Raw genomic sequence first — 11667 nt, forward strand, 5'->3', positions numbered from 1 at the left:
TCGCTGGTCGCGGTCGCGGTTACAGGAGCTGCGGGAACGATGAGGGCGGCGGGCGGAAGAAGCCGCTGAGGCGCTTGCGGATCCAGCCTTGGGGCGCTGGACCGTTTGTTGGATCCCGAACGTAGTTCTCTTGCTGTCCTTTTGAGGGTGATCTGCGTCGCCAAACGTTCCTGTTGAATGCGGAACCGACGTCGCGTCTCACCTTGCCGGCGCCCGAGGGCCGGTGGCCGGTGGTCGCACCGCGCGGTCGGTGATACGGCCGGCGTGACTGAACCGCGAAGCACGCCGATGGATGAGGTGTGCACGGCCGCGGGTGCGATGGGCGGGATCAGCCAGATGTATCGGGTCGGCGTAGAAGATCGTCTTGGTCACCTCCACCAGTATCAGGTAGGCGATGACGAACGCGCCCAGCGCGGCGAAGAACTGCCACGGCAGTGTGGTGAAGCCCAGTGGCTGAGCGAGCGGGGAAATGGTTAGCAGGACACCGACAACCACCACCGTGAGACTGGTGCACGTCAGGAGTCGGCCCGGTCGGCTGCGGAAAAATGGAATCCTGCGGGTGCGGATCGCGAAGATGATCAATGTTTGGGTGGCAAGCGATTCCACGAACCACCCGGTACGGAACTCCACCGCGCCCGCGTGTAGCACGCCAAGCATGAACCCGAACGTCAGGAAGTCGAACAGGGAACTGATGGGTCCAAACGTGAGCATGAACCGCCGGATGAACGAAATGTTCCAGTGTGAAGGCGCGTGCAGCTGCTCCTCGTCGACGCGGTCGGTGGGGATCGCCAACTGCGAGCTGTCGTACAGCAGGTTGTTGAGCAGGATCTGACTGGGCAGCATGGGCAGAAACGGCAATAGCGCCGAGGCAGCGGCCGCGCTGAACATGTTGCCGAAGTTGCTCGACGTGCCCATCAGTACGTATTTGATGGTGTTAGCGAAAATCCGCCGACCCTCGGCGACGCCGGTCGCCAGCACACCGAGGTCCTTCTCGAGCAGCACCACATCGGCGGCGTCCTTGGCCACATCGGTGGCGCTGTCCACCGAGATCCCGACATCGGCGGCATGCAATGCCAGCGCGTCGTTGATACCGTCACCGAGAAAGCCGACCGATCGCCCGGTGCGCCGCGCGGAGGTGACCAGCCGGGCCTTCTGCTCGGGTGATATGCGGGCGAAAATGGTGTGGTTTTGGGCGGCGTCAGCCAGCTGCTCGCCGGCCAGCGTTTCGAGCTGTGCGCCCGTGATGGTACCCCGGGATGCCAAACCCAAATCGGCACATACTTTCTCGGCGACAACCGCATTATCGCCGGTGGCGATCTTCAGCTCGATGCCCAGGGCGGCCAACTGTGCCAGCGACTGTCGTGCGGCAGCTTTTGGTTCGTCCGCAAAGACCAGGAAGCCGGCGAGCATCAGATCGCACTCATCGTCCGCGGTGATCGTGGTGAGCTCGGCCGCCGGCTTGACGGCTACCGCCACCACACGACGGCCGGCGCCGAACAGCGACGCCAAGGTGCCCTGCGCCGCACCGGGCACGGTGGCGCATTTGGCCAGCACCTGTTCGGGCGCGCCCTTGACCACAAGCAAACGTTTCCCGTTGTCGTCGACCAACGCCGACGTGGCCCGGCGGACATGGTCGAATGGCACGCTGGCAACGCGGTTTACGTCATGGCCGACCAGTTCACGTGCCCCGTGCGCCTCCCAGAGCTCGGCATCAAGCGGGTTGGCGCTGGCTCCTCCCGACTCCAGGGGGACATCGGTGGCCAGCAGGCCAAGACGCAGCACCGATTCGCTGTGCGCACCCGCAGGGTTCACCGTGTCGATCAAGCGGATCCGGCCTTCGGTGAGGGTGCCGGTCTTGTCCGTGATGAGAATGTCGATGTCGCCGAGATCCTCGATGCACACCAAACGCTTGACCAGGACCTTGACCCTGGCCAGCCGCCGCGAGCCGGTCGCCAAGCTGGTACTGACCACCGCCGGCAGCAGCTGGGGCGTGATTCCCACCGCGATCGCCAATGAAAACAGCACCGAATCGATCAACGGCTTTCGCAGCAGCAGATTGATGATCAAGATCAGGGTCGTCAGCGCGATCGCCACTTTCAGCAGCAGATACGAGAACTTACGCAACCCGACCTGAAAATCCGTTTCCGGCTGGCGCTCCCCAAGCCCGGCCGCGATACGTCCGAATTCGGCATGCCCGCCGGTCGCATACACCACGCCGGTGCCCTCGCCGGCGCTGACGATCGTGCCCATGAACGCCACATCGGACAGGTCTGCCAGCCCAGTGCCGACGCTAACCGGTTGCGGTGACTTCTCGGAGTCGGTCGTTTCCCCCGTCAGTATGCTTTCGTTGCATTCCAGGCCATTAACGTCGATCAGCCTTGCATCCGCGGGCACCGCCTCCCCCAGCGACAACCGAATCACATCGCCGGGGACGAGGTTGACGACATCGACCGTGACAAACTCGCCATCGCGGCGCACCACCGCGCTGTGGCGCAGCTGCGAATGCAGTGCCGCGGCGGCCTTTTCGGCGCGGTACTCGTTGAGAAAGCCCAGCCCGACGCTCATCGCGAGAATGACGGCGATGATCACCGCCTGCAACCTGTCGCCGAGAAAGTACGAAACAGCCGCGGTGCCTGCCAACAAGATCAGCACCGCGTTATTGCGGAATTGACGACCCAACACCTCCAGCGCACTGACGCGATGAGTGCGGACGGCATTGGGGCCAAAGCGCTCCAGTCGAGCCGATGCCTCCACGGACGACAGCCCGGCAGCCGAACTGTCCAACCACACCATGACGTCGTCCACCGAAGCCGCGGCTACCTGCGGGGCGGTCAGCCTATCGACAACCGACGTATTGGTCGGCTCCGGTGCTACCGACATTGCCTAGCTTTCTGCGAGCACTCATGCCACGCCGCTGTGCCGTCCCGAGGGGGACCAATCAGCCACTATGACCACGACAGATTGCGGTCACAGATGCATCGTGGTTTAGCTGGGTACCGTGCCATAGGGCTGAAAGGCCCTTAACACAGCCCGGTGATCTGCCGCGAGGCGTGTCGCGCCGACCCGGCGTGGCGAGTGACAACGGTTCGACACCTATGACGGCTTGCGAGACCGATTGTCTCACTGCGCATCGAGTCCTGGTTGGCGCCGCACCTCACATGCGCATGGCAACCGGCCATCCAGCCACCACCAGAGAGCCGGTCTGCCGCGGCTACCACCTGGTCAGGCCGCTCGCTGACGCGCCCCGTGGGCCATCCCCGTCACCACCTTTCCCGCCCTGTTGAGATCGCTGCGCGCCGCGAAGGCCATCACGATCTCGGTCAGGCCGATGATGACCAGCCACACCCCGGCGACAATCGCCAACACCGCGATCGAGTCGAACGGCCACCCCAACACGACCACCCCGGCGATCAGGCTCAGCACACCGCACACAATGGTCCAGCCCCGTCCCGGTAACTCCTTATGGCTGACCCCAATCGTCGTGGCCGCCACCCCCTGAAAGACGAAACCCACGCCGATCCACACGGCTAACAACCACACCGCATAGCCTCCGCCGAAGTGACGGAACGAAAAAATCCCCAGCACCAACGACAACGCCCCGACGATGAACAATAGCGCCCGGTCACCAGCGGCCACGTGCAAGCTGAACGCAAACAGCACCGCCGCAATGCCCGATGCCACCAGATACACACCGAGCATCACCGCAGCGAACACAATCGAGCGACTCGGCCACCCGAGCACAACGGCACCCAACGTGACCGTCAACGCCCCAACCAACAACACCGGCGCCCACGGATCACGAATGAGCACCGGAACTTCAGGAACCTCAGGAGACGTCATAGCAGTTACCCCTTCCTCTATAGGTAAGCCTTAATGCTCACCCCACCCGCCCAAACGCAATAGGGACAAAGGGCCATTCAAGACCCCCGAATAGTCACATTTGTGGCGCCGACCGGCAGCACCCGCCTTATGTCGCCCTGCCCTCGGATGAGAATCAGGTGACCTTCGTCCCTACTACGTCTTGGCCAGCACGCGCACGCTTCTTCTAACGTCGCGACGACGCGGTCAGCGAAAGGAACCTCACATCAGGTCATTGCCGCCAAATATGGGACATCTGGCCGTCCGGGCAAAGCGAGCCAAAGACAGGCGCCGGTCAGCTGTGTGGGCAAGATGACAAGCGCGCCAACTCTGGTGGGCCACCCGTGGAAGTCGTTGCTTGCGTCAGGCTTATTGTCCCTGTCCGTGGGCGCTGCGGTGCTGGCCTGGCCAAAGCCCTCAATCGTCGTCGCCTCCATCTTGTTCGGCGTCATCTTAGTTTTCAGCGGCACAGAGCAGCTGGTGTTCGCCTTCACCGTTGGGCTGCACGACGCCAACCGCACCCTGATGATTTTCAGCGGCGTGTTGTCGTTGATCCTGGCAATGTTGGCCTTTCGTCGCTTAGGCCAGGGCTCCGCGGTGCTGGTGTTGGCGTTCTGCATCGGGGTTGGCCTGTTGTTCCAAGGGTATGCGCACACCGTCTTGGCGATCAGCCATCCCGAGCTGCCCGGCCGCGGCCGGTACATCATTCTTGGCCTCACGACCGCGATCGCCGGCGTCGTCGTCGTTGTCTGGCCCTTCCGTTCCATCACCGTGCTGGCAGTTGTCGCCGGCATTTGCCTAGTCCTCGTAGGGATCGCACAGATCACGTGGTCGCGTTGGGGACGCATGGCCTTGCGCCGCAATGCGGCCCTCGAACGGCTGCCGAGGACTGTCCACTGAGGGTCATTCGGTGCGGGCATTGTTCGAAGAAGCTGTAGGTGCACCAGCCGTGGCCGAGGTCGTGGTGCTGCCAGGGTTCTCCGCGGCGGCTGCGCCGGAGCTGACGGTGTAGCGGTCGATGAGGACCTCGATGGCGCGGATGTTGCGCGCGAAGTATCGGGCTTCGGAGTCGGCCTTGGACAGCGTTTTCGGGGTGTTTTTGGCGTAGTGCTGGGTGGTGTTCGGACTGCGGTGCCCCAGCCAGGCCTGCAGCTCGAACAGCGTCATCGGCTGACCCGATTGCGCCGCAGTCTGACCGGCCCCAGCCCCGGCCAGCGCCGCGGATTCGCTGTCGAGCAACGCAACTCGGTGATCCGTCCCGCCGAGGGTATCGAGGCGGCTGGCCACCGCCGCTCTCGGCCGGCCACCCGGCGCGACGACTTTCATGCTGGAGCGTCCTGTCCGACTCCGGGCCCGCTGAGCATGCCGATTGGGGGCCGGCGTCTACACCTTCGGCATATACGCGAATCCCCACGATGTCCAGGCGCTGTCCTCGTTTCCGTTCCCGATCATCTTTGACGCGCCGATGCCCCAGCAGTGCGCTACCTCAGTCGCCTCTTGCCGCGAAGTGCGCATCAGTGTTGTTCTTAAACCGCGAATCCGAACCGCCAAATCGCCGGCTTCTTAAGCAGCGTTGCGCCCACGTAGGGCGTGTTGACGGGTGCGTTACCGCCGGGTATTGGCCGGCGACACCTCGACCATGAAGCCGGTAGCAAACCCACCGCTCGCCATTGACCCCAGGGTCGGGCGGTTGAGGGGGTAGCTTAAGGACTTGTCAGCAACCTGAAATGCCTGTGCCCGCTTCAGGATGGGCCAATAACTTCCGCCGTGTCGGCGTGGTCATGACCGGATCCCTTTCCTTGAGGTACTCCGTCAGGGAAACCGTTCGCTAACGTTCTCACGGCGACGTCCCCCAGAATTACGAACAGCACCGCCAGGATCGCGCCCCCAACGACGTCAGTGAGCCAGTGGAGGCCTAGATACAACCGGCTGAACGCAACGATCAACACACCGGCAACCGCCAACGCTGTGATCAGGGCCCGCACAGGATGGCTCCGTCCGACCCCGATGCGCACGGCGATGATTCCGAGCAGCGCGCCGGTGCCCGCCACGTGCCCGGACGGAAAAGGATGGTGGGCGGTACTCAGTAGCGGTGCTGCCAGGACCTCCGCTCGAGTCAGTGGGCGGTCAACGACCGCCTTGATCACGGACTCGGCGAGCACAGCCGCGCCGACCGTGCCAATCACTATGATTCCCAGCCTCACTGAGCGAGCACGCCAAGACAGTAGCGCTCCGCCGATCAGGCCGGCCGCCGCGATCATTGCGGGGCTACCGAGACGCGCGGTCATCAACGAAGCTTCGTCGAGCCGGCGGGATCGGTGGGTGGCGTTTCCGATGAAGGACGCGGTGGGTGCGTCGAACGTGGTTACCCATCCATGGGTATGCACCCCGATCGCGAGTGCCGTGAAGGCCATCAGGAGCCCGGCGGCGACCAGCGCCACTGCCCGCTTACGGTCACCGAATATTGCGCCGGCGACCAGTAATAGCGCGATCCCTATGAGAACGGTGGTGGTGATGTCGTTTTGGATGACTATATTCTGCAGCACGCACGGCTGAGCCCGCCGAGAACGCCTACCCGCAGCCGCGCATCCATCAAGGCGACCAAGCGGTTCTTAGCCAGTCGGTGCCATCATTGGCCCAACGCTCTGGGGGCGGCGCGATGAACGGCTGCCTGACGGCACTGGCATTCTTGGAAGACACCCCTACATTGCCGGTCTAAGCTGCGGCTGTTGGGTTGTTGTCCTGCTGCGACGATAGCCACGACGGTACTGAGGAGGATTCATGAAGGTGCGATTGGACTCGATGTCGGTGATCTCCGCGGCCATCGCTGTTGCGATTTGGGTTCTGATTATCTGGACGGCTATCGCGGCGATCGTCGCACACATTTAGTCCTTTCAGCGCAGGACTTCTCGACCAGCGCGGAACGGTCACCGGCTTAGCGTCCTGCAAGCCATCGCAGGGCACGGAAACCCTTATGAGATTGTGACGGGTGAAAAGCCGCACCTGTAGGGGTGGCGGTGATTGGCCGCGACCTGGCGGGCGAGGACATCAACGTGGTCATGTCAATGGCGAACACATGGCCAAGTGATGCGTCGTCGCACTGGCTCAGGCGGCGTGCCTACAGGTCGGACAGGTGCAATCGGCGCATGCGCAGTTGTTACAGGCATCGGCGCAGTGGGCGCACTGACACGCCTTGTGGTTACAGGTCGGACACGTGCAGTCGGCGCAATCACAGATTGCACACGAGTCGGAACAATGGGGGCATTGGCAGGTAGTGCATTCGTCGTAATGCACCCCGTCGGATGTGCGATGCTCCCGGTGCAAGCGACCGTCGTGCACATAGTCCACATGGTCCGCATGTAACACAGATGCATGCCCGCAACCGGGGCCGTGGGTGTGATGGTGCTGTTGCGCCTGGCGGTGCTCAGATGTCGTCACAGTGATTCCTTCCGTGTGCGTCGCCCACCAATCGTTATATGCAAGCGATTGGCGCAAATTTTGATGGTAGTTGAAGGCCTAACCCAGTGGCGCGGTTCCTACTCTATGGCGCCGAGAGGTCGAGGAATCGAGGTGGCGCCACCTACCCTGACGGCAGCGTGGTCGGGCACACCTACGTCACCGCCCCGGGCAGGGTGCCGCTGTTCCCGGCTCCGCCGCCGTTTTAGCGTGGCTTGACTTCCTGTCGAACGATTGTTCGAATAGAGGATATGCGCTGGGCGACCCAGGCCGTCGCGGTCAACGGGAACCCCGTCGATGACGGGGCGCTGCCGGGGCTGCAGCGGATCGGCCTCGTGCGCAGCGTGCGCGCGCCGCAATTCGAGGGGATCACATTTCACGAGGTGCTGTGCAGGTCGGCGCTGAACAAGGTGCCCGACGCGGCGGCCCTGCCGTTCCGGTACACCGTTAACGGCTACCGCGGCTGCTCGCACGCCTGCCGCTACTGCTTCGCGCGTCCCACCCACGAATACCTCGACTTCGACTGCGGCACCGACTTCGACACCCAAGTGGTGGTCAAGACCAACGTCGCCGAGGTGCTGCGCCGCGAGCTGCGCCGGCCGTCGTGGCAGCGGGAGACCGTCGCGCTCGGGACCAACACCGATCCCTACCAGCGCGCCGAGGGCCGCTACGCGCTGATGCCGGGCATCATCGGCGCCCTCGCCGGATCCGGCACGCCGCTGTCGATCCTCACCAAGGGCACGCTGCTGCGTCGCGACCTCCCGCTGATAACCCAAGCGGCCCAACAGGTTCCGGTGTCGGTCGCCGTGTCGTTGGCGGTGGGCGATCCCGAACTGCACCGCGACGTCGAGCCGGGCACGCCGACACCGCAGGCGCGCCTGGGCCTCATCACCGCGATCCGCGACGCCGGCCTGGACTGTCACGTGATGGTCGCCCCGGTGCTGCCGCACCTCACCGACTCCACCGACCACCTCGATCGGCTGCTCGGCCAGATCGCCGCGGCCGGCGCCACGGGGGTGACGGTTTTCGGCCTGCACCTGCGCGGTTCGACCCGCGGCTGGTTCATGGCCTGGCTGGCCCGCTCACACCCCGAACTGGTCGGCCGGTATCGCGAGCTGTACCGGCGCGGGGCCTACCTGCCGCCGAGCTACCGCGACATGCTGCGCGAACGGGCCGCGCCGCTCGTCGCCAAGCATCGGCTGGGCGGCGATCCCCGCCCGGTCCCACAGACCACGGCCAGACCGGAACCGCAGCAGGCGACGCTCTTTTGACTAGGTCGGCCGGTCGCCGCGCGGCTTGGTGAGCGTGAACTGGTCCACGGCGGTGACCTCGCCGAACGGGCCGCTCAGCGCGTAATGCGTGGCCTTGATCGACGTGTCGCCGCCGGGCCGGCCCGGGTCGACGTCGAAAGCCGCGAAGCCGTAAGGGTTGTCGCGGTCGCGAAACGCCGACCACGGCGCGTCCTCCAGCACGTAGATCGGCGCCTTGCGGCCAAGCCCGGGGTCGAACGCCCCGACGCCGGTCAGCACGCGGCACCGTGGCTCGGGAAAGAAGAACCCGTTGCTCGGCGCCGACGTGCCACCGCCGCCGATCACGAGGTGCACCGTGCCGCGGGTCGAATCGATGACGTCGTTGCGGGTGTCGACGGGGACCGGCGTTAGGGTGTCGGTGCCCAGCGTTCCGCGCAGCGGGTGCGACCGTTCGTAGTGGTGCTCGTGGCCGCACACCACCAGATCGACCTGGTACCGGTCGAACAACGGCAGCCATTCCTCACGGATGCCCAGGTCGGCGCCGTTGGTCTTGTCGGCGGTGGAGATCGCCGTCTGATGCATGCAGACGACGATCCAATCGATCTCCGGGTCCTGCCGGGCGGCGGCAAGTTCGCTTGCAAGCCAGCGTTTTTGCTCTCCGCCCGAGTACCCGTGCACGTAGAAGTTGCCGCCGTCCTGGAAGGCGATGTCGTCGTTGTTGAGGCTGATCACCCGCACCGAACCGGCGGTGAACGAGTACCACAGCCCGCGGGTCTCCGGGCTCGACCCCGAATCCGGCAACGCGAAATAGGTCTGATAGGCGCCGTAACCGATTGGCCCGTTACCCAATTCGTTCTCGTGGTTGCCCGCGGCAGGCATCCAGGGCCGGTACCGCGCCGAGCGCGTGTTGTTCTCGAACCAGTTCGACCAGGTGCGGATGCGGTCCTGCGCGAGGTTGGCGTAGCACAGGTCGCCGTTGACGAGGTTGAACAGCGGACCGAGGCGCTCGACCGCCAGCGTGGTGTCGGCGGCCGCGGGCGACCCGATGTTGTCGGTGGCGTACCTGCCGTCGGGCAGCCGGGCCAGCGTCGGGGTGGACTGGTCGCCGAAGCTGGTGAAGCGCAGCGGCTTTCGTCCGGACGGGGCGGTCCGTACCGTCCCGCTTTCCGGCTCGGCGCCGTCGTGCACCGCGGCGTACACGTAGTCGGTGTCGGGCATCAGCCCCGTCAGGCGCGCGTGGTTGACGCGAACCTCGACTCCTGACTTGGCGTCTCGGAAGGTGCGGGTCTCGGCGGCGACGATGCGCCCGAACCCGGACGTCGGGGTGCCCAGCATGACGCGCGGATTGCGGACGGCCTCGGTGGTGTGCCAGGAGACCACCACCTCGGCGGCGGCGTTCTTGCCGAACTGGAGATGCAGACCCGTCACCGGCGGTGCGCCGTTGTGGTCCGGCCGATACCACACCGAGGGGCCCGGGGGGTGCGCGCGTTCGGACCACACCAGCGTCGCCCCGCCGCCGATGCCGGCCCCCAGGGCGGCCGAGACCGCGCTCGTGCTCAGCAGCCGGCGGCGGCTGATCCCGGAATTGTCGCTCACCCTTGCTTCATACCTGAGCAAGGTTTCGGCCGAACCGCATGTAACAAATCCGGTAGCGTTTTCGACATGACGATCGTGCGAAAAGTGCTCAGCGGGGTCGCGCTGGCAATGTTCGCGGCGGCCGCAGCGGTGGCCGTCACGCCCGCGACCTCACACGCGGATCCCGCCGGCCATCAGGTGACCTACACGATCACCGCAACGGGCAATCTCACCGGCAACGTCCGGTACATGAGCAGCGATCCGCCCAGCCAGTCGGCCTTCGACGCCAACTCGGCGCAGTTCATGACCACCGTTCCGACGGCGTTCGCCGCCGGGCAGCCGCTGGTTTACAACGCGACGCTGGCGAACCCGAACCAGTGGGCGTTCGTCAACGCCAGCGGCGGGTGTCACTGGCCCGACTGCGACTCGTCGAACGTCCCGCAGATTCAGTGCCAGATCGCCATCGACGGCGAGGTGGTGGTCACCCAGAGCGCCACCACGGGGGTCACCTGCTCGACGCGGCCCTGGTGACTCAGCCCAGGTTGGTGGCCGAGAAGGTGTCGCACTTGTTCGGGTCACCGGTCTGGTACCCGATGGTGAACCACTTCTGCCGTTCCGCCGACGAACCGTGCGTCCATGACTCGGGGTTGACGCGCCCCGTCGACTCCTTCTGAATCCGGTCATCGCCCACCGACGCCGCGGCCGACAGCGCGTCGGCGATGTCCTGGTCGCTCAGCGGCTGCAGGTAGGGCACGCCGGTGCTCTCCTGCTTGACCGTCGACGCGTAGTGCGCCCAGATGCCGGCGTAACAGTCGGCCTGTAGCTCCGTGCGCACGCCGTTGCCGCCGGCGCCCTGCGCGCCCTGCTGGGAGCGGCCCAGGATGCCCTGCAGCTGCTGCACGTGATGGCCGTATTCGTGCGCGACCACGTACTCCTGCGCGAAAGGCCCACCGCTGGAACCGAATCGATCCACCAGCTCCTTGAAGAAGTCGGTGTCGAAGTACGCCGTCTGGTCCACCGGGCAGTAGAACGGCCCCACCGCGGTGGTGGCGGGCCCACAGCCGGTGTCGACCGAACCGGTGAACAGGCGCACGTTCGGGCGGGTGTAGCTCGGCATGAGCTGATGCCACACGGCATCCACGGAATTGCCGGTGGCGATCACGCGGCACTGCACGTACTTGTTGGCGTCGGCCCCGGTCTTGCATTGGCTCAGATCGAAGCCGGGCGCCGAATAGCCACCGGTGTCCATCTGCTGGTTCATCACGCGGCCCGGGTCGACGCCCAGCAACAACGCGCCGATGAGGATGAGCAGCCCGATGCCGCCGCCCCCGATGGCCATCCCCATCCCGCCGCCACCGGACGAGGACGCGGTGCTGGTGTCGATTTGCATACCCTCGTTGAAGGTCATCACACGCTCCTAACGTTGCCGGGCGGCAAGGGCCGCATCGTCGACGAAGCTCAGGTCGACGCGCTCGCAGGGGAACATGGCTTGAATCTAGCCCGGGCCGTCGCTGGCCGCCGCCAGAAG

General features: G+C 65.2%; 9 protein-coding genes. 3 read left to right on the forward strand and 6 right to left on the reverse strand.

Annotated features, from left to right (window positions below; all coding sequences use genetic code 11):
- Nucleotides 1-198: 198 nt before the first annotated feature.
- Together mgtA and VMD50_RS25265 are read right to left on the reverse strand one after the other, a co-directional pair.
- Nucleotides 199-2880: a magnesium-translocating P-type ATPase gene (mgtA, locus tag VMD50_RS25260; RefSeq protein ID WP_325431896.1), complete on the reverse strand. Its 2682-nt coding sequence runs from the start codon at nucleotides 2878-2880 to the stop codon at nucleotides 199-201.
- 342 nt (nucleotides 2881-3222) lie between these two features.
- Complete coding sequence (locus tag VMD50_RS25265; protein ID WP_325431898.1) at nucleotides 3223-3840, reverse strand: HdeD family acid-resistance protein; 618 nt, start codon at nucleotides 3838-3840, stop codon at nucleotides 3223-3225.
- A 330-nt stretch (nucleotides 3841-4170) separates the two neighbouring features.
- Between VMD50_RS25265 and VMD50_RS25270 the strand changes: the two genes are divergently transcribed.
- Entirely contained in the window at nucleotides 4171-4758 is a 588-nt protein-coding gene (locus VMD50_RS25270; protein WP_325431900.1) for an HdeD family acid-resistance protein, read from the forward strand.
- Between the two features lie 3 nt (nucleotides 4759-4761).
- Here VMD50_RS25270 and VMD50_RS25275 read toward each other — a convergent pair whose 3' ends face one another.
- Together VMD50_RS25275 and VMD50_RS25280 are read right to left on the reverse strand one after the other, a co-directional pair.
- Nucleotides 4762-5184 (reverse strand): hypothetical protein, encoded by a 423-nt coding sequence (locus VMD50_RS25275; protein WP_325431902.1) that lies wholly within the window; start codon nucleotides 5182-5184, stop codon nucleotides 4762-4764.
- Between the two features lie 416 nt (nucleotides 5185-5600).
- Complete coding sequence (locus VMD50_RS25280) at nucleotides 5601-6404, reverse strand: phosphatase PAP2 family protein (protein WP_325431904.1); 804 nt, start codon at nucleotides 6402-6404, stop codon at nucleotides 5601-5603.
- A 1161-nt stretch (nucleotides 6405-7565) separates the two neighbouring features.
- Between VMD50_RS25280 and VMD50_RS25285 the strand changes: the two genes are divergently transcribed.
- Nucleotides 7566-8585, forward strand: coding sequence for an Rv2578c family radical SAM protein (locus VMD50_RS25285; protein ID WP_325431906.1), 1020 nt, complete (start codon nucleotides 7566-7568; stop codon nucleotides 8583-8585).
- Here VMD50_RS25285 and VMD50_RS25290 read toward each other — a convergent pair whose 3' ends face one another.
- Nucleotides 8586-10160 carry a purple acid phosphatase family protein gene (locus VMD50_RS25290; protein WP_325431907.1) on the reverse strand — a complete coding sequence of 525 codons (1575 nt, stop codon included), beginning with the start codon at nucleotides 10158-10160 and terminating at the stop codon, nucleotides 8586-8588.
- Nucleotides 10161-10226: 66 nt separating this feature from the next.
- On the opposite strand from VMD50_RS25290, the gene VMD50_RS25295 reads away from it, so the two are divergent.
- Entirely contained in the window at nucleotides 10227-10670 is a 444-nt protein-coding gene (locus VMD50_RS25295; protein WP_325431908.1) for a hypothetical protein, read from the forward strand.
- A gap of 1 nt (nucleotide 10671) precedes the next feature.
- Here the strand turns inward: VMD50_RS25295 and ypfJ are convergent, their stop codons facing one another.
- Nucleotides 10672-11547 carry a KPN_02809 family neutral zinc metallopeptidase gene (gene ypfJ, locus VMD50_RS25300; protein WP_325431909.1) on the reverse strand — a complete coding sequence of 292 codons (876 nt, stop codon included), beginning with the start codon at nucleotides 11545-11547 and terminating at the stop codon, nucleotides 10672-10674.
- Between the last annotated feature and the right edge of the window lie 120 nt (nucleotides 11548-11667).

Source organism: Mycobacterium sp. (genome assembly GCF_035506235.1).
In the GTDB taxonomy this organism is placed as follows: domain Bacteria; phylum Actinomycetota; class Actinomycetes; order Mycobacteriales; family Mycobacteriaceae; genus Mycobacterium.

Bases quoted from the DNA above. Each gene is read 5' to 3' on its own strand.
- mgtA (WP_325431896.1), bottom strand. From the start codon at position 2,880: ATGTCGGTAGCACCGGAGCCGACCAATACGTCGGTTGTCGATAGGCTG.
- VMD50_RS25265 (WP_325431898.1), bottom strand. From the start codon at position 3,840: ATGACGTCTCCTGAGGTTCCTGAAGTTCCGGTGCTCATTCGTGATCCG.
- VMD50_RS25270 (WP_325431900.1), top strand. From the start codon at position 4,171: ATGACAAGCGCGCCAACTCTGGTGGGCCACCCGTGGAAGTCGTTGCTT.
- VMD50_RS25275 (WP_325431902.1), bottom strand. From the start codon at position 5,184: ATGAAAGTCGTCGCGCCGGGTGGCCGGCCGAGAGCGGCGGTGGCCAGC.
- VMD50_RS25285 (WP_325431906.1), top strand. From the start codon at position 7,566: ATGCGCTGGGCGACCCAGGCCGTCGCGGTCAACGGGAACCCCGTCGAT.
- VMD50_RS25295 (WP_325431908.1), top strand. From the start codon at position 10,227: ATGACGATCGTGCGAAAAGTGCTCAGCGGGGTCGCGCTGGCAATGTTC.
- ypfJ (WP_325431909.1), bottom strand. From the start codon at position 11,547: ATGACCTTCAACGAGGGTATGCAAATCGACACCAGCACCGCGTCCTCG.